Annotated in this window: 18 protein-coding genes and 1 pseudogene; 10 read left to right on the top strand and 9 right to left on the bottom strand. The window is 41.9% G+C overall.

From position 1 onward, the window contains the following. Positions 1 to 185: 185 nt before the first annotated feature. From VB713_RS26655 to VB713_RS26645, 3 genes are all read right to left on the bottom strand, one after another. On the bottom strand, positions 186 to 806 hold the full coding sequence (locus tag VB713_RS26655; RefSeq protein WP_323314506.1) for a heme-copper oxidase subunit III: 621 nt from the start codon (positions 804 to 806) through the stop codon (positions 186 to 188). Positions 807 to 959: 153 nt separating this feature from the next. Then, entirely contained in the window at positions 960 to 2,639 is a 1,680-nt protein-coding gene (ctaD, locus tag VB713_RS26650) for a cytochrome c oxidase subunit I (RefSeq protein WP_323314505.1), read from the bottom strand. Between the two features lie 132 nt (positions 2,640 to 2,771). Further along, entirely contained in the window at positions 2,772 to 3,797 is a 1,026-nt protein-coding gene (locus tag VB713_RS26645; protein WP_323314504.1) for a cytochrome c oxidase subunit II, read from the bottom strand. 508 nt (positions 3,798 to 4,305) lie between these two features. On the opposite strand from VB713_RS26645, the gene VB713_RS26640 reads away from it, so the two are divergent. After that, positions 4,306 to 5,229 carry a heme A synthase gene (locus tag VB713_RS26640; RefSeq protein WP_323314503.1) on the top strand — a complete coding sequence of 308 codons (924 nt, stop codon included), beginning with the start codon at positions 4,306 to 4,308 and terminating at the stop codon, positions 5,227 to 5,229. A gap of 148 nt (positions 5,230 to 5,377) precedes the next feature. Continuing rightward, positions 5,378 to 6,322, top strand: a complete 945-nt coding sequence (locus VB713_RS26635) for a heme o synthase (RefSeq protein ID WP_323314502.1) — start codon at positions 5,378 to 5,380, stop codon at positions 6,320 to 6,322. 1 nt (position 6,323) lies between these two features. Here the strand turns inward: VB713_RS26635 and VB713_RS26630 are convergent, their stop codons facing one another. Next, positions 6,324 to 6,581, bottom strand: a complete 258-nt coding sequence (locus tag VB713_RS26630; RefSeq protein ID WP_323314501.1) for a hypothetical protein — start codon at positions 6,579 to 6,581, stop codon at positions 6,324 to 6,326. Positions 6,582 to 6,667: 86 nt separating this feature from the next. On the opposite strand from VB713_RS26630, the gene rpsO reads away from it, so the two are divergent. The 6 genes and pseudogenes from rpsO to VB713_RS26600 form a co-directional block, all read left to right on the top strand. Next, on the top strand, positions 6,668 to 6,937 hold the full coding sequence (gene rpsO, locus VB713_RS26625) for a 30S ribosomal protein S15 (protein ID WP_323314500.1): 270 nt from the start codon (positions 6,668 to 6,670) through the stop codon (positions 6,935 to 6,937). Between the two features lie 12 nt (positions 6,938 to 6,949). Continuing rightward, on the top strand, positions 6,950 to 7,420 hold the full coding sequence (locus tag VB713_RS26620; protein WP_323314499.1) for a PAM68 family protein: 471 nt from the start codon (positions 6,950 to 6,952) through the stop codon (positions 7,418 to 7,420). 489 nt (positions 7,421 to 7,909) lie between these two features. Then, positions 7,910 to 8,968, top strand: coding sequence for a 3-deoxy-7-phosphoheptulonate synthase (gene aroF / locus VB713_RS26615; protein ID WP_323314498.1), 1,059 nt, complete (start codon positions 7,910 to 7,912; stop codon positions 8,966 to 8,968). Positions 8,969 to 9,283: 315 nt separating this feature from the next. Continuing rightward, complete coding sequence (locus VB713_RS26610) at positions 9,284 to 9,571, top strand: type II toxin-antitoxin system Phd/YefM family antitoxin (protein WP_323314497.1); 288 nt, start codon at positions 9,284 to 9,286, stop codon at positions 9,569 to 9,571. Continuing rightward, positions 9,555 to 9,899 (top strand): type II toxin-antitoxin system RelE/ParE family toxin, encoded by a 345-nt coding sequence (locus VB713_RS26605; RefSeq protein ID WP_323314496.1) that lies wholly within the window; start codon positions 9,555 to 9,557, stop codon positions 9,897 to 9,899. The genes VB713_RS26610 and VB713_RS26605 overlap by 17 nt, the downstream gene beginning before the upstream one ends. A 171-nt stretch (positions 9,900 to 10,070) precedes the next feature. Beyond that, a pseudogene (locus tag VB713_RS26600) lies at positions 10,071 to 10,283 on the top strand (3-deoxy-7-phosphoheptulonate synthase); the annotation flags it as partial. A gap of 103 nt (positions 10,284 to 10,386) precedes the next feature. Here the strand turns inward: VB713_RS26600 and VB713_RS26595 are convergent. From VB713_RS26595 to VB713_RS26585, 3 genes are all read right to left on the bottom strand, one after another. Then, positions 10,387 to 11,271 carry a hypothetical protein gene (locus VB713_RS26595; protein ID WP_323314495.1) on the bottom strand — a complete coding sequence of 295 codons (885 nt, stop codon included), beginning with the start codon at positions 11,269 to 11,271 and terminating at the stop codon, positions 10,387 to 10,389. Positions 11,272 to 11,327: 56 nt separating this feature from the next. Beyond that, complete coding sequence (locus VB713_RS26590) at positions 11,328 to 11,921, bottom strand: DUF1517 domain-containing protein (protein WP_323314494.1); 594 nt, start codon at positions 11,919 to 11,921, stop codon at positions 11,328 to 11,330. A gap of 66 nt (positions 11,922 to 11,987) precedes the next feature. Then, complete coding sequence (locus tag VB713_RS26585; protein WP_323314493.1) at positions 11,988 to 13,556, bottom strand: pentapeptide repeat-containing protein; 1,569 nt, start codon at positions 13,554 to 13,556, stop codon at positions 11,988 to 11,990. Between the two features lie 81 nt (positions 13,557 to 13,637). Between VB713_RS26585 and VB713_RS26580 the strand changes: the two genes are divergently transcribed. Next, complete coding sequence (locus VB713_RS26580) at positions 13,638 to 14,477, top strand: prephenate/arogenate dehydrogenase (RefSeq protein WP_323314492.1); 840 nt, start codon at positions 13,638 to 13,640, stop codon at positions 14,475 to 14,477. 65 nt (positions 14,478 to 14,542) lie between these two features. Here the strand turns inward: VB713_RS26580 and VB713_RS26575 are convergent, their stop codons facing one another. Next, positions 14,543 to 16,450, bottom strand: coding sequence for a bifunctional serine/threonine-protein kinase/formylglycine-generating enzyme family protein (locus VB713_RS26575; protein ID WP_323314491.1), 1,908 nt, complete (start codon positions 16,448 to 16,450; stop codon positions 14,543 to 14,545). A gap of 89 nt (positions 16,451 to 16,539) precedes the next feature. Continuing rightward, positions 16,540 to 17,247: an ROK family protein gene (locus VB713_RS26570; RefSeq protein WP_323314490.1), complete on the bottom strand. Its 708-nt coding sequence runs from the start codon at positions 17,245 to 17,247 to the stop codon at positions 16,540 to 16,542. A 244-nt stretch (positions 17,248 to 17,491) separates the two neighbouring features. Here VB713_RS26570 and VB713_RS26565 point away from each other — a divergent pair, with 244 nt between their 5' ends. Then, positions 17,492 to 18,007, top strand: coding sequence for a 2TM domain-containing protein (locus VB713_RS26565; protein WP_323314489.1), 516 nt, complete (start codon positions 17,492 to 17,494; stop codon positions 18,005 to 18,007). The last annotated feature ends 266 nt before the right edge of the window (positions 18,008 to 18,273 follow it).

Raw genomic sequence — 18,273 nt, 5'->3', positions numbered from 1 at the left:
TGGGTTTCGCTGTCGCTCAACCCAACCTACATTTCCTTAACCGACAAGTATTGCCTCTCCATAGACGCGAAGCGGCTTAAGACTTGGTTTTCAGTACGAATAATGAAAGTCATTAGCAATAAAAAACCCCCTAGGTGGGGGACTGTAAGTTATTCAAGTGGAGTGAACAACTAAGTAATTAATACCTAAAGTAGATACAGTAATCCGAACAGAATGATCCAAATTACGTCTACGAAGTGCCAGTACAGTTCAGCGGCTTCAATCCCGAAGTGTTTGTGGTCGCTGTAATGACCGGGAGTGCGCGATCGCCACAAAACTGCTAAAATCGCCAATACTCCAATAGTTACGTGCAGTCCGTGGAAGCCAGTTAAAACATAAAACGAACTAGCGAACAAATTGGTAGTTAGACCAAATTCCAAATGGGTGTATTCATAAACTTGACCCATTAAGAAAATTGCACCCATTGCGGCAGTAATTGCCAACCAAGTCCGCATTCCCTTAACATCATTCTTTTTGATTGCAGTATCACCCTTATGCATGACAAAACTGCTGCTAATCAAAATAATGGTATTCACACCAGGTAGCAACAATTCTAACTCTGGCGTACCTGTGGGAGGCCAGACAGGTAACATAGAACGGAAAGCTAAATAAGCACCGAACATTCCCAGAAAAATCATTCCTTCTGCAATCAGGAAGACAACCAACCCAAATAAACGATGGTCTGGGTGGGCTTCATGATGGTCAACAGATGCCGCCTGGTGATTATTCTGTTCAATTTGCGCTGTGTCAACGATCTGACTTTGCATGAATTTTTAAATTGGTAATTGGTAATTGGGGATTGGGGATTGGGGATTGGGGACTGGGGACTAGGGATTGGTAGAAGAGTATTTATCTTTTTCCCCCATTGCCTCCTTGTCTACGTTCCTCCCTTGTCCCCCCTGCTCCCTGCTCCCTGCCTCTTAAATAGTTGGATATGGTTCGTCAGGTTCAATGCTTAACACCGCATTGATATTTTTTTTCTCTTTTACGCCATAGTCGTAAGGACCAGTAACCAAAACTGGTAGTTTCTCAAAATTCTCAATTGCTGGTGGTGAAGTAGTCATCCACTCTAGAGTTAGTGCTTGCCAAGGATTGTTACCAGCTTTAGGCCCGTATAACCAACTCCAAATAGCATTGATGATAAAAGGTAATGTGGAAATGGCGAGAATATAAGACCCGTAGGTGCAGATTTCATTCAAGCTTGTAAATTTGGGGTCATATTGGGCAATACGGCGATTCATACCCATCATGCCTAGTTTGTGCATGGGTAAGAAGGTCATATTCAGACCAACAATGGTTAAAGTAAAGTGAACCTTACCCCAAAATTCATTCATCATTCTGCCCGTCATTTTCGGGAACCAGTGGTAAATAGCGGCAAAGATCCCTAAAACGCTACCACCGAAAAGAACGTAGTGCAGGTGTGCCACGACAAAGTAAGTATCGTGAACGTGAATATCAAAAGGCACTGCTGCCAACATTACGCCACTGATACCGCCAATTACAAAGGTTCCTAAAAAACCCATTGCAAATAACATGGGACTATTGAGGCGGATTTTGCCACCCCAAATGGTTGCTAACCAACCGAAAATTTTAATGCCGGTGGGAACAGCAATGATCATTGTGGTGATCATGAAAAACATCCGTAACCAGCCAGGGACACCGCTGGTAAACATATGGTGCGCCCAGACAATTAATCCTAAAAAGCTGATAGCTAAAGACGAAAAAGCGATCGCTTTATAGCCAAAAATGGGTTTGCGGGAATGAATTGGCAGAATTTCGGAAATTGCTCCAAAAAACGGCAAAATCATGATGTAAACCGCAGGATGGGAATAAAACCAGAACATATGCTGGTACACCACCGGATCACCACCACCAGTCGGGTTAAAAAATGTTGTCCCTGCCAATAAGTCAAAGGAAAGCAGAATCAATGCCCCCGCTAAAACTGGTGTCGATATCAATACCAGTGCGGAAGTTGCAAACATTGACCAACAAAACAAAGGCAGTTGATAAATCCCCATACTGGGAACACGCATTTTCAGCAGGGTAACAATAAAATTAATTGCCCCCAAAATCGAAGATGTACCCAACAACAGCACACTCATAATCCAAATGGCCTCACCCACTTGACCGGTGACGAGGCTAAGAGGAGGATAGGAAGTCCAACCAGCATCTGGGGCATCACCTACAACTAAACTAGCGATGAGTAATATACCCGCTGGCGGAATCATCCAAAAAGCCACTGCATTCAAGCGGGGAAAAGCCATATCCCTAGCCCCAATCATCAGGGGAATTAGATAATTAGCAAAACCCGCCCCTGCTGGCACAATCCACAGGAAAATCATGATTGTGGCGTGGAGTGTAAACAGGCTGTTATAGACTTCTGGAGTGACAAAATCCACGTCTGGAGTCCGTAATTCTGTCCGCACCAAGTCAGCCATTACGCCGCCAATGCAGTAAAAAATAAACGAGGTAACTAGGTATTGAATACCAATCACCTTATGGTCAGTACTAAAGCCGAAGAAGTCACGCCAGTGCCTTTCCCCTTCTTCTTCAATATGAGCAGGGATATTAGGAGTTTCTTGTAACTGTGCTTGTGTCATAGTCTGAATAAGGAGTTCAGTAGTTCAGGAGTCAGGAGTTCAGGAGTATAGCTTACGCCAAGCTTCGCTATCAGGAAATCTAGGAATTTTGAATTTTCCTATTCCCTGTCTTCAAGGCAGAGAACAAGAGAATTATTCTGTAACTTCTGTAACTCCTGCAACTCCTGAACTTCTGTGAAAATGCAGCATTTCTGGGTGAATTCCCATTTCCTTAGTGTAAGGAGCGAGAAATTCATCTGCGGATAAATCCGTTGGGTTAATGGCAACGGCTTGATTAAGAGTCTCTTTACTAGCAACTAGCTGTTCTTGCATCCAAGTGTCATAAGCCTCTTGGGACTCTACCACTACTTGGGTTTTCATAGCTCCGTGGTAGGGTCCACAAAGTTCAGCACAAATTAAGGAATACTCACCTATTTTATTGGGCGTGAAGCGAATTTCACTTTGTCTACCGGGGATCACATCTTGTTTGAGGCGAAATTCTGGAACCCAGAAGGCATGGATGACATCGCTAGCAGTCATGTTCATTTCCACTTGTTGACCGATCGGTACATGGAGTTCACCAGTTGTTACGCCCGTATCTGGGTAAGTGAAAATCCAAGCATACTGGAGTGCGGAGACGTTAATGACTAATTGTGGTGGTTTTCCAACTTCTTGTTGGGGAGTGGCAGTATCTACTTGGGCAATCAGGTTTGGTTCAGTGCTAGAAGGTGTATCGCCTAAAGTAGCAGCCATAGCTGTTCCTGGCATTGGCATAGATCCTTGCATCATCAGTTTTTCTGGGGCTGCATGGACTGAATGAGGATCAAAACCACCGATTTCGTTGTAGACATCAAAGCTGTAAACAGAAATACCGAGGACGATAATTGCTGGGATTGCCGTCCAGAGTATTTCTAAAGGGACATTACCTTCAATTGCTGGCCCATCTTCATTATCACCAGCACGGCGACGGTATTTAACTGCGGCATAAATTAAAATACCTTCAACAAGTAGAAATATACCTGTAGAAACGATCATCATCGTGTTGAATAGACCATCTACTAAGACGGCTTCATCAGATGCGGCTGTGGGTAACAGACCGTGATTTTGACCGTACCAAAGGCTGGCTAGGGTTAGCACAATGCCAATGAGTAATGTCCAGATCGAACTTGGAATTTTCACGGCTTACTTAACTGAATTTACTACGTTATTTCAAAGTCACTCACTTACTAAGGTAGTGCAGACTATAGAATATAGGGTCTGAATGTCTGAAATTTTTATTAATTTTTTTGATTAATTGAGTGATCTTGAGTAAAAGGGATTTATGTGATATCGCTAACAAAAAATGACAATTACAGCAGAATTCAGGAGTCAGGATTCAGTATTACAACTGTTTTGGTGTCTGGCTTTGAATTTAGATTCTGTACCTCATTGATTTGCAATCCGCTGTATGTAGAAGAATTTTCGGAAAATTTTAGTAAATTCTTAAGAATTGCCATTAATTAATTATTCATATCTTAAAAAATACCTAAATCTTACAGATAAAAGTACCTGAAGTGATTCAAAGTATAAGTAAAAGCGAAAGCCAATCTATAAATCTTAGCTCATACGTTAGGGTGTAGATAGGTCTGGATTGACTCAAATAGATAATTTTAAAATATCTACCTCTAGCGGGCGGAAGGTATCGTTGATGAACGAATTTGTCCTACAACAACAAAATGAAGCGGCAGCCCAACACAATAGCCCCAAGGAAGTAATTCGTCGCTTGGTGTGGAAGATTTGCATAGCCACCTTGATTTTGATGGCCATAGGCAGTGCCACCCGCGTGATGAATGCTGGACTTGCTTGCCCCGATTGGCCTCTGTGCTATGGGGAATTGGTGCCAGCCAAGCAAATGAATCTCCAAGTGTTTTTGGAGTGGTTTCACAGATTAGATGCAGCTTTGATTGGTTTTAGCGCGATCGCACTTTCGGGTTTATCCTGGTGGCATCGTCGTGTTTTACCCAACTGGCTACCTTGGGCTTCTACATTTGCCCTGTTTTTAATCGTCTTTCAAGGCGTTTTGGGGGGACTTACCGTCACCGAATTGCTGCGGTTTGATATTGTTACCGCCCATTTAGGAACGGCACTATTGTTTTTCACTACTCTCTTAGTCATTGGTACGGCACTTAGCCCATATCAGGGAACTGGAACAGTTGGGAAGCTGCCTTGGGTGGGTTTAACTGCCTCTATTTTCGTTTACCTACAAAGTTTACTAGGGGCTGTTGTCGGCTCTCGCTGGGCTGTACACCAATGTTTTGGTGATTCTCAACTTTGCGGAGTCATGTACAGCCATATTGTGGGTTTGCTACCACCAACGGTGGCTATTTTGGCAATAGTTTTAATCTCTTGGCGGACACCCGCTTTACATCCTGCGTTGCGCCGATTGGCAAATATGGCTGGTAGCCTGTTGATTTTACAACTGCTTTTGGGAGTTGCCACTTTCCGGCTACATCTACAAGTTGAGCCTCTGACTGTAACTCACCAAGCTATAGGTGCTACTTTGCTGGGTACTTTGGTGGTGTTCACAGTTTTATCACTCCGTGACAGAACACTTAGTAACTCAAGTTGCTAGTTAGTAATTGGTAATGGGTAATTGGTAATTGGTAATGGTTAGAATTCACCTCTATTTTCTTTCTGCCCCCTGCCTCCTGCCCCCTGCCTCCTGCCCCCTGTCACCCATCACCTCGTAATTGATAACTGAGAAAGGAAGTAGAGCCAACATGATTGAGACTAATGTCTCTCGCCACCACGATACATTTTTACAAGTAATTCAAAGCTACTACCAGCTAACTAAGCCACGGATTATTCCGTTGTTGTTAATTACTACCGCTGGAAGTATGTGGATTGCTGCTCAGGGACAAGTAGACCCTTTGCTGTTGCTAGTAACACTGATTGGTGGTACTTTGGCTGCTGCTAGCGCTCAGACGATTAACTGTATTTATGACCGAGATATAGATTATGACATGGAACGGACGCGCCATCGTCCTATGCCTTCTGGTAGGGTACAGCCTCGTGATGCTTTAATTTTTGCGATCGCTCTGGCTGTTGGTTCTTTTACCATCCTCACAGTATTTGCAAATTTATTAGCAGCACTTTTGGCTTTTTCTGGCATTATTTTTTACATCTTGGTCTATACCCACTGGCTGAAACGCCACAGCACTCAAAATATCGTCATTGGTGGTGCTGCGGGAGCAATCCCGGCTTTGGTTGGTTGGGCGGCTGTGACGGATACTTTAAGCTGGGCTGCATGGCTAATTTTTGCGATCGTCTTTTTGTGGACTCCCCCTCATTTCTGGGCTTTGGCTTTGATGATTCGTGATGATTACGCCAAGGTGGGCATACCTATGTTACCGGTGGTAGCAGGTGATCAAGCCACAGTCCGGCAAATTTGGTATTACACGGTGATTACCGTCACTGCCACAGTACTATTGTTTTATCCTTTACACGCCAGTGGTGTTGTCTATGCGTTTGTGGCTTTGACACTGGGGGGGATATTTGTTCACAAAGCTTGGCGTTTGCTACAAAATCCAGAAGATCGGACTACAGCTAGAGAATTGTTTCTTTATTCCATCTCCTACATGATGCTGTTGTGTCTGGCGATGGTGGTTGATAGTTTACCGATTACTCACAGTTTGGTAAGTGCTGTGGTTAATTTGTTTAGTTAGCCTAAGAGCGATGGGCTACGCCCCGCAGGATGCGATCGCATGAAGGTAACTGCCGAAAGCGATCGCATTTCTTAGTCTTGAGAGTGCGATTCCTAGTGTGAGCTAAGAGCTTTTTTTTAACGCAGAGGAACGCGGAGGTTAACGCGGAGGGTCGCTGAGGTTTATTTATAATTTGTACATGGGGTTGTAGAGGAAATATAACTATAGCGATCGCTTTGAGAAGAGCAAATTGCTCAAAAGCCAGCATCTCAGTAGTCACAAAGCTAATTCACCACACAGCTTGAAGGCTGTGATATTATGGGAGACTGCTGCATACATTTAGAAAAAATCACCATTTAATCGCTCATGGCTCTGACGCAACAGCGCAAACAAGAACTAATTTCTGGCTACCAAGTCCATGAAACCGACACCGGTTCGGCCGATGTCCAAGTCGCTATGTTGACTGATCGCATTAACCGCCTCAGCCAACATCTCCAAGCTAATAAGAAAGACCATTCCTCCCGTAGAGGATTATTGAAGATGATTGGACAACGCAAGCGTCTTCTCAGCTATATCCAAAAGGACAGTCGGGAAAAGTATCAAGCTCTGATCGGTCGTCTCGGTATTCGTGGTTAGGAATCGCTGCTTATGCCTGCTGAAGAATCAGAACGTAGTCGCTTACCTTTTGAGCCAAACAAAAAGCGCCCAAAACCAGTAAAGGCTAAAACTCAACCCGCCTCCAAACCACAGGAATCTGGTCAACAGACGCAAAAGCAGCTACCCTTCACCAAGGAAGAAATGGCTATTCCTGAGGTTGTTAGCCAACGGATGATCCGCCGAGTGGCTGTGTTTTGTGGTGTACCCACAGCTTTGGGTATTGTCAGTCTTGTTGCTAGTTATCTACTGGTCATATATGCCCATATCCAACTACCTCCCATCGCTGTGTTATTAGTGAATATGGGATTATTTGGTTTAGGGGTATTGGGGATAACCTATAGTGTTCTTTCTGCCTCTTGGGATGAAGAAAGACCTGGAAATTTACTAGGTTTGGGTGAGTTTAGTACCAACTGGGGAAGGATGATCGAAGTTTGGCGCGAAACTCGCAGCAAGAACGTCTGAGAATCGGCGCTCAGGTATCCAGATAACTGCAATATTGGGTAAATTGAAGAATGAATGTTGAAGTTGAAATTTTCTCACTTCAACATCAATATTAAGAAAAATATATATTGTCTTGTTTATACCCAATATTCAGAAGAAAGTACCGAGCGCTACATTTTTTTTGATATATTTTCTCGTTTAATTATTTAGTAATTCCACTGGGCAAAAATTAAATGTACCTTAAGTATTTAAGGACTTATAAATATAGGATTTACGCATTGACAAAAACTATCAAAAATGGATTATGGATTTTATCTCTTGTAAGGAATAAGCTTTGAAACCATCAAAAGTCAATCACTTTTCTAGATTCAAGACTATTCTTACCTCCTCTAATTCTTCCTCCTGAACTCCTGACTCCTGACTCCTGATTCCTAACTCCTGACTCCTGAATTTTTACTTCAAAATTACTGAATCGCTAAAGAATTTACCCAAATACATAGGAACTTTAACATGATTGTTGTTATGAAAGTTGGTTCCCCACAAACCGAGATAGACCGTATTGAAGAAGAATTAACTAGCTGGGGATTAACACCAGAAAAAATTATTGGCAAGCATAAGGTAGTCATAGCTCTAGTAGGTGAAACTGCTAACTTAGACCCCTTACAAATTCAAGAACTGAGCCAATGGATTGAGCAAGTTTTACGAGTAGAAGTACCCTACAAGCGAGCTAGTCGGCAGTTTCGTCATGGGGAAGCTTCTGAAGTGGTGGTGAAGACTCCCGATGGAAATGTGGTCTTTGGTCAACATCATCCTTTGGTCGTTGTGGCAGGGCCTTGCTCTGTAGAAAATGAAGAAATGATTGTGGAGACGGCGCGGCGTGTTAAGGCTGCTGGCGCTAAGTTTTTGCGTGGTGGGGCCTACAAACCCCGGACTTCACCTTATGCTTTTCAAGGTCACGGTGAAAGTGCTTTAGAATTGTTAGCTAAGGCGCGGGAAGTCAGCGGACTCGGCATTATTACCGAAGTGATGGATACTGAAGACTTGGAGAAAATTGGGGAAGTTGCTGATGTCATCCAAGTAGGTGCGAGAAATATGCAAAATTTCTCCATGCTCAAAAAAGTTGGGGCGCAACCAAAACCAGTTCTTTTAAAACGAGGTATGGCGGCGACAATTGAAGACTGGTTAATGGCGGCTGAGTATATTTTGGCTGCGGGTAATCCTAATGTGATTTTGTGTGAACGGGGAATTAGAACTTTTGACCGCCAGTATACCCGCAACACTCTAGATTTATCGGTTGTGCCTGTGTTGAGAAAGCTGACTCACCTACCAATTATGATTGATCCCAGTCATGGTACTGGTTGGTCTGAATTTGTTCCTTCTATGGCTATGGCTGCGATCGCAGCTGGTACTGATTCTCTCATGATTGAAGTACATCCCAATCCCTCTAAAGCCTTATCTGATGGACCCCAATCTTTAACACCAGATCGTTTTGATCATTTGATGTCAGAATTAGCAGTCATAACTAAGGTCATGGGACGCTCGCCACAACCCGCAGTAGTAGCAGTGTAATTCTCAGATATATCCTCGACTTCTTTGAGAAGCTGGGGATCTGAAAAATATCAGCTAGAATAACCAGGCTATAATTGAGTGTATTCAATAGTACAAAATTATTATGAATTTAAAATTTTATCAAACCAATATCATCTATCAAAAGACATAGATAAAAAAATTTAGTAAAATTAAGCACGATCTTAGAAAAAGCATCTCAGTGGAAAAGGGGGTTATCAAAATAACTTTCTTTATCCAAATATTCTTTTGTGCTTGAAATTTTTACACTGAATAAGTTAACATGAAATATCATGGAAATTTCATGGAGTAAGATTGATGCTTGATATACGGGAAATTTACCCCCTTTCAGACTTTCAGCGCAATGCTAGACAGTTCATTGAACAAATACAGTCGAGTCACAAACCAATTATTTTGACAGTTAATGGCAAAGCATCTGTGATCATGCAAGATGCAACATCGTATCAAGAATTACTCGATGAGTTAGAATTAGCGAGATCATCTGCAAAAATTCGCCAAGGAATAGCAGAAGCTGCTGCCGGAAAAGACCGAGACGCAATAGAAGCATTAGAAGAATTACGGGTAAAGCATGAAATACCGCGTTAGAATTACTCCAACGGCACTAGAAGATGCGGAGGAATTTTATCTGTGGATTTCTCAAGATTCCCCTATAAATGGGGCTAATTGGTTTAATAGATTAATTGCTACAATTGATACTCTTGCTTTCATGCCTCAGCGTTGTCCGATCGCACCAGAAAAGGAAATAGTAGGACAAGAAATCCGATATCTTCTCTATTCCAAACGCTATCGGATTCTTTTTGGCATTGAAGGTGATGCTGTCATAATTTATCACATTCGGCATACCTCCCAAGAATGGATGACAAGAGAAGAATTTTTGAGACAACCTTACAAAAATATCGCACCAGAAAAGTGACCATTAGTATTAAATTAAGCTACAAATCGGTTATCTGTTGGCTTACACACCCACCCGGAAATTCATTTCCGAGCTAATAGCTTAAGTCCACTTAAGTAGACTGAATAATTTTCCTATTTTTCAATCATCTTTCTAAAGACATAGATTAGAACTTTTTTAGTAAAATTAAGCACAGGTTGGTCTGAATTTGTTCCTTCTATGGCTATGGCTGCGATCACAGCTGGTACTGATTCTCTCATGATTGAGGTACATCCCAATCCCTCTAAAGCCTTATCTGATGGACCCCAATCTTTAACACCAGACCGTTTTGATAATTTGATGCAAGAGTTGGCAGTGATTACCAAAGTCATGGGACGCTCACAACCTGTAACAGTAGGAGTCTAGAACCCATAGCAGGGGGCAGCGGGCAGGGAGCAGGGGAGAGAATCTTTACTCCGAACTCCGAACTCCGAACTCCGAACTCCGAACTCCTGACTCCTGCTGCCAATTATCTTCTTCTGCTTCTACTACCAAATCCAGAAGACCGACTACCAGAAGAACGTCCACCACTACCAAAACTACTACCAGAATTGCGACGAGGAGTAGAGTTAGATTTACCGGAAGGACGGAGGGTACTACCACCAAAACCAGAACCAGTAGATCTACCTGTATTTGTGCGGGGTGTTGTCCGAACCTGACTAGATGGTCTTCTAATTGTCCCTGTGGTACGGAAAGCAGTGCGATTTCTCACGGCTGCGGGTGGTTCATTGTAGCGAGTGCGATAGCTGGAAACTGCTTGGTCATAGCTAGAACCATATCCACCGTAACCTCTCATAATCCCACCTGACTGATAAACAGGAGGCACATAGTACTGAGGTCTAAATAAAAGACTACCAATAGCTTGACCTGCTATGTTACCAGCCACAGCCCCGGCAAAGGGTGTCCAGAAGTTAGATTCCCGACGAACAACAACGGTTTCCTGTTGTCCTGTTTGGGGATTAGTTTTGGTTTCAGTGACGTTATGAACGTACTCAATTTTAAAATCTTCTGTCAGGTATAAAGCTGGCTCTCCCTTTTCTACTTTTAGGTAAGTTTTTTTACCCTCTTTGATTTCTTCATCTGTCAGCCGTGCCATTTGTAATTTTTCGGTGGCAAAGGTTGGGGGCTGATTATTGAGTAAAAACAGTGTATATTCGCCGTTAGCATCGTTATAAGTGGCTTGTTGGACGGGATACTGTCCATCACTTATCTTGGTAGGGGTAGTAGTTTGGCTAACATTTCTCGTTGCCGATGAAGATGTAGTTTGATTTCCATCTCCACAGGCGACGGTTGTCAAGCACAAGGTCAGAGATAAAAAGATGACTGTAAATTTACGTGCTATGGTCATGAGCATTACATGATTTTCCTAAAGTGATTAATGCAGGTGGTAAATATAGACTAACCAAAAAGTTATAAGGGAATCAATTCAGGAAAATACTGCAATAACTGATCGTTAGTCAGTTCATCTCCTAATTGGGCGGGTGAAAAATGCACTTGGATGGCTTGGAGGTTATGCTTGTAGTGCAGATTGATGAGAGCTTTGAAACCTTCTTTTAATGCTTGAATGTTAGAAAGGTCTGTTTCTAATTGCGGTACTTCTCCTTCATAAGCCACTGTCAGCATGACAATTACATTGCGGGTGACAGGGATAGATAAAGGTTCATTGAAACCAGAAGCCGAACTGAAATCTGGTTCACTGAGATATCTTTGGGCTGAGTCGGTAAATAATTCATTGACATAATCTCCTGCTTCTCCTTCACTCCAAAAAACATCACCTTCATTAGCTGCTGATGTCCAGTAGTCATCATATTGCAGGAGGTTTTGGCAAATTGTGACCAATTCTTCTCCCAAAACTTCTAAATCGCCTTCAGCGTCTATTGCTTGCCGTGCGGCACGATTGAGTACACCCAGAACTGGTGCTACTTCACCCCCGCTTAAATGCAGGAATAGACGACAGACGACATGGCGAGTTTTCCCTATCATTCGATTCAAGCGATCGCGCATTTTCTTTTTCCAGTAATTTATTTAGAGATGCTGAGTGCTGGGTGGTGAGTCCTGAATCCTGCTGTATTACAGCATTTCCCGCTGGTTAACGACATAAAAACCTTTGACAAAATCCATTATCATTTTTAACGAAGGCATAATATATTCTGATTCATCAAATTTATCATCATTTAAATTAATAATAGTCCGATTCACAAATCGTTTACCAAAGTTAGGATGATCATAAACAGTTAAACATTGAGCATTAGAATTTGTTAAAATTGTCTGGGTTGGCGCTTGAAAGAAGCTTAATTTCGCCGCTATTTCTAAATTTTTTTTCGTCTGTTTAATGTTTTTAGATTGATGCATAGCTTCCTCTAGTAGGAAGATGAGTTTTTTAACAAGTGCTGGTGATTTAAACCTCTGGTTATTCATCGCTTCTTGACGCATCATATCTATCATCATGTAGATACTTTTTTGTGTGGCGCTGGCATCCTTAAAAGGTAGAATTGCCATAAAAGCAGTTGATAATAAATTTTCATCTTTATCAACTCGAAAAGTAAAAACAGTTCTGCGGCTGCCGTTTTCCACACTAGCTGGTTGTATCATTGCCTCATATTCTTGAGCGATTTGGTAATAAGCACCAGCGAGAACAAAATTTGCCTCATGCTCTAACGGTAAATCAACAATAATGCGAATTGTGGGTGGAGTAGCATTAAAAAAGTCCCGTGATTCATCACCATTAAAATTTTGAATGATTGTGCGATCGCCTGTAGCAGACAAATCAACCCATTCGCATTTGATCCCTTCAGTTTTCAAACCAAAACGGGGGGTAGCATAAAGTTTAGAACCAGTTAAGGTACAGCCTGTTAAGTCAGCGCCCATCCATTCAACTTTAATTAATTTGGCCTGAGTTAAATTAGCGTGTACTAAACTTGCATTCGTTAAATTAGCATTACTCAAGTCTGCCCCGGTTAAGTTAGCTCCACTCAGCTTTGCTCCGCTTAAATCCGCCCAACTCAGGTTTGCACCTCTCAAATCTGCCCAACGAAGATTTACCCCACTTAGATCTGCTCCACTCAGATTAGCCATACAAAAATTGGCTTGTCTGAGTTCACTCTCTCGTAAATTTGCGCCACTCAAGTCACAGGAAGTCAAATCAGAGGCGTTTAAGTTAGCCATTTCTAAATTAGCTTCTTGAAAACAAGCACCTCTTAAGTTGGCTTCGCTTAAATTGGCGTTACGGAGATTTGCTTGTCGGAGTGTAGCTTCTCGCAAGTCAGCATGATTGAGATTAGCATCATACATATCAGCACGACTGAAGTTAGTGCGGATCAACTCAGCCCGCACGAATGAAGTATGGCGTAGTTGAGCGCGACTAAGATCTGCTCGAATCAAATTGGCAACGTTGAGGCTAGAGTTGTTGAGAATAGCACCAGAAAGATTGGCGCTACTCAGTCTGGCTACATTGAATTTAGTTTCGCTGAAGTTAGCATCATTGAGAGTTGCACCACTAAGGTTAGCTACGCTCAAATTAGCTTTGCTGAGATTAATGCCGGGTAGTTTAGCACCACTCAAGTTAACTTCTGGTAAGTCAGCGCCACTAAAATCTAAAACTCCCGTCGCATATTTTGCTAGTAATTCCTCTATGGTCATGAATCTACCTCTCAGATGCCAACCTTAATAGTTGGTAAAGTATGCAGAGAATAAGTCAAATTTTAGTTGTCAGCGGTAAAAATGAAAATTGGTATTTTGGGACTGGGATTAATAGGTGGCTCATTAGGATTTGATTTACGTTCCCAAGGAAATCATGTTCTAGGAGTTAGTCGCCGTGAATCAACCTGTAAAAAAGCTATTGATCTCGGCATTGTCGATCAAGCTTCAGTGGAATTGAGTCTGTTGGCTGCTGCTGATATTGTGTTTGTTTGCACTCCGATAGGACTTATTATTCCCCAAGTTGAACAATTAATTGCTTATTTGCCTGCAACTACTATTGTGACTGATGTAGGTTCAGTAAAAACACCTATAGTAGCAGGAATTTCCCGGCTTTGGAATAATTTTATTGGTGGTCATCCAATGGCGGGAAATACAGATGCAGGTATAGAAGCAGCGCAACGAAATTTGTTTGTTAATCGTCCTTATGTACTGACACCAGTAGCTACAACACCAACTGATGCAATTTCAGTTTTAGAGGAAATTGTGCGATCGCTAGGTTCTATTATCTACCATTGTCAGCCAGAAAAACACGACCGGGCTGTGAGTTGGATTTCCCATTTACCTGTCATGGTTAGTGCCTCTTTGATGGCTGCTTGTTTGAGTGAAACAGATCCAGAAATTGTTCAATTAGCTCAAAACTTAGCTAGTTCAGGATTTCGTGATACCAGCCGTGTTGGTGCTGGCAATCCAGAATTAGGCGTAATGATGGCACAATATAATCGTCAAGAATTGATCAATTCATTACACCAATATCGTCAAAATCTAGATGAATTTATTGACTTGATTTCACAAGAAAAATGGCAAATGTTAGAAGACAAACTCAAATTAAATCAACAAAATCGTCCTAAATTTTTGGAATAGGGAATAGGTGAATGGGGACTGCTGAATATTACCTTGCGTTCTTTCTCATCTCCCCCGCCATCTCCTCAGGCAATTCTTAGAGAAGATACAACAACTCGAAAACTCAAGGAATTGTACTTAGAGCCGCTCATCAGTCTGAAGCGATTGGCCGAGCGGCAGTAACCAGGATTGCTAGTCCACGAACCACCACGCAATAGACGATAATCATCACCACCTACCCAAGCACTACCGTCAGTTGGTGCTTCGTTGTAATTTTCATGCCAGGTATCTTCGCACCATTCCCAAACTAACCCGTGCATATCATATAACCCAAAGGCATTAGGCGCAAAAATACCTACATCTGTTGTTTGCTCACGATATTTCCCCTTTAATCCCAAGCCATAGGTGTGGCTACCTTTATAGTTAGCTAAATCCGTTGTCATTGTTGTCCCAAAGTAAAACGGAGTAGTTGTTCCGGCTCGACAAGCATATTCCCATTCTGCTTCATTGGGTAAACGGTAATTCTTGCCAGTTTTGAGAGTCAGTCTGGCACAAAACTCAAGGGCATCATGCCAAGATACCCGGTCAACAGGTCGATTAACTCCTTTAAAATGGGATGGATCTGGGTTTAATTCAATATTTACTTTGGGTAAAGTAGCAACAGTAGACCATTGAACTTGGGTGACAGGAAATTTACCCATTAAAAAAGGTTGAATGGTGACGTTATGCTGTGGACTTTCACTGTTACTTCGTTCTGGTTCATTTTCTGGGGAACCCATCAAAAACTCACCACCAGGAATGGCCAGCATCTCCAGCATTACGCCTTTACCCAAGTTTTCTCTTTTTTGTAGTGCCAGTACCTTTGCTTCTATGGTGGCGATATCCTCAGCCCGCAAACCTAAATGTTGGCGATATTCTTGCAATTCTTGGGGATTGCATTGGTTAAAGGGATATTGTTGATTAACAGCAACAATCAATGCCTGTTCATATTCCTGTAGCTTACGTTTGTATTCTTGATAGGGTTGGACAACTTCTGCATGAATTTTCTGGGCTTCTGCTTCAGATAACCCTAATTCAATTCTTTTAGATTCCAACATTTTTAAAGCAAAAACTGAGAACTGTCCCTGTAATTGTTGAGCGCGGGTTGCAGCTTCTTGAAAGTACTGCTGTCTGACATTATTAAAAATAATTGTGGGTGGTGTTGTCAGTGCTGTTAGTACTTCTCTTGCCGATGGATAGCGTAAGGTAACATGACGGCGTACCATTTTCGTTAATACTTCGGCGAGATGCTCATTTACCTGTACTTGGTCACGCCAGATAATTTCACCAGTTTGGGGGTCTTCTGGCAGGTTAACAGGTTCAATCCCAGTTAAAGCTTGAATGGCAATTATCCCTAAAGCATATACATCAGTCGCCAGACTTGGTTTACCATTTTTTTGCTCATTTGGCATATATCCAGGAGTGCCAATAATGACACTGGAAGCCAGTTCCCCTTGAGTAGACATTTGTAGAGATACAAGTTCCTTGACTGCCCCAAAGTCTATTAGGAAAATCTTACTATCTTGCTTCCGGCGCATGAGATTCTGGGGTTTGAGATCGCGGTGAACTACACCCTGATTGTGAACACAAGACAAGACTTCTAAAACATCCTGCAATAACTGGTTGACATAATTTTCACTTAGCCGCAAACCTCTGATGATTTCCTGACCTAAGTCTTGTCCTTCGATGAATTCTTGTACTATGTAAAGATTTTGGTTTTCCCTAAAGTGAGCAAGTAGTTGCGGAATCTGTTGATATTTGCCCAGTTTTTCGAGAATAGCCGCTTCTTTTTCAAAGAAATCTACAATCCGTCGATGGGAATGGTGAGGATGCAGTTGTTTAACGACACATAGAGGTTTACTAGGTTGCAGATGATCTTTGGCAAGGTAAGTAACTGCAAAGCCCCCACCACCTAATTGCTGAATAATTTCGTAACGTCCTGCCAGTATATTCACAATCTGCCCAAATACTTGACCTTACTATCAATACTACACAGAGTTATGTGTCGTTTAGTGTCTCTGAATAGGATTTTTGTGCGCTTGGTTCATTCTCTCCATAAAGCAATCCCACCTAATAAGCCGGTGATATTAGGAATTAGTTTCACGTTTAAGGGTAAATTCATGTTGACGCGCACAGCTTCACCACCACCGATGTAAAGACAATCGTAGTTAAATAGACGTTGTAAAGATGCGATCGCTTTCTGTAATCGCTTATTCCATTTTTTATCCCCTATCTTTTCTAAAGCAGCACGTCCTAGCTGTTCTTCATAGGTGTCCCCTTTACGAAACTGATGATGTCCCATTTCCATATTCGGAACCAACTTCCCATCTACAAATAAAGCCGAACCAAAACCAGTACCTAGTGTGATGACTAATTCCACACCTTTACCTGCAATTGCCCCTAGTCCTTGCATATCTGCATCATTAATCACTTTCACGGGTTTATTTAGCTGTTCAGATAGTGCTGTTGCTAAATCAAATCCAATCCAATCCGCATTCAAATTCACCGCTGTTTCTGTGACTCCACTGCGAACTACACCGGGAAAACCTACCGAAACCCGATGATATTCACCTTGAGATGCAGCTAACACAGCAATGGCATTAATCACCACTTCTGGTGTCGCGGGTTGGGGTGTTTCTAACCTCCCCCGTTCTGTTAACGGTTTCCCAGTGATATCCAAAACCATAACTTTGACACCACTACCCCCAATATCTACTGAGAGTGTGCGAACTGAACCGTTATCTTCCACCATTGGGTTTTTCCCTCCTGCTGCAACTTCTTTCGATATTATGCGCTGCTAAATTCCAGTCAGGAGGATATTTTTCAGAGTCTTCAGCTTTTAATTGATAAACTATCCCGTACTCAATACTCACCCATTACCCATGACTATAAATCTCTATCGTCACTCTCATTTAGATTTGCTAGTGTAGGAGTAGTGCAAAGATTGCTAATAGCAGCATAGCCGTCTATTAAAAATTATTATCAGAGAAAGCATTATGACGAACTTTGAATCTAACAGTCTGCGTTCTTATAGCCAAGAAGAGGTACAGCAAATTCTACAACTAGCGATCGCACGTCAAACCAAGGATCGTGATCAAGAATTTTCCTATCAACAAATTATAGAAATTGCTGCCGAGTTACAAATATCACCAGATGATGTAAAGCAAGCACAGATTGATTGGATATCCCAACAAAGCCAAGTACAACAACGCCAAGCTTTTGACCTTTACCGCCACAGTAAATTTAAAAAACGTTTAGGTAATTATGCCATTGTCAACGGGTTTTTAATACTAATTGATTTAGTTGGTGGTGCTAGTCTTTCTTGGTCATTGTACATTTTACTATTCTGCGGACTAGCAATTTTTCTTGATATCTGGAATACCTTTCAAAGTAAAGGTGAAGAATATGAAATCGCTTTTCAAAAATGGAATCGTAAGCATCAAATTAAACAAACTCTGAATACAGTTTTGAATAAATGGTTTAAGGCATTCCAGGCATATCAAAATAATTAGTAATTCGTACTACCGCTACGCAGCACAAAGTTATGTAATTAATTTTGCTATCAAAACTTATACCTTTAGATTAATTCACAGTAGTCAGTTGCAGAAAGATTTATAGAGACTTCCAAATAAAAAATATTCCAAAATTTCTTGTGGAGTTCTCATAGTGGTTTTCATCACCAAGCCCGTAGGGGTGGGGTTTCCCCGCCCTTGATCGTATTAGCAGGGTTAGCGCATCTCAAATCCTATTGACATAAGGATGACAGTGGAGGAGAAGG

It is taken from the genome of Anabaena cylindrica UHCC 0172 (assembly GCF_034931625.1).
GTDB lineage: Bacteria > Cyanobacteriota > Cyanobacteriia > Cyanobacteriales > Nostocaceae > Anabaena > Anabaena cylindrica_A.
The sequence above is the reverse complement of the archived record's forward strand: the minus strand, read 5'-3'. Positions and strand labels throughout refer to the sequence as shown.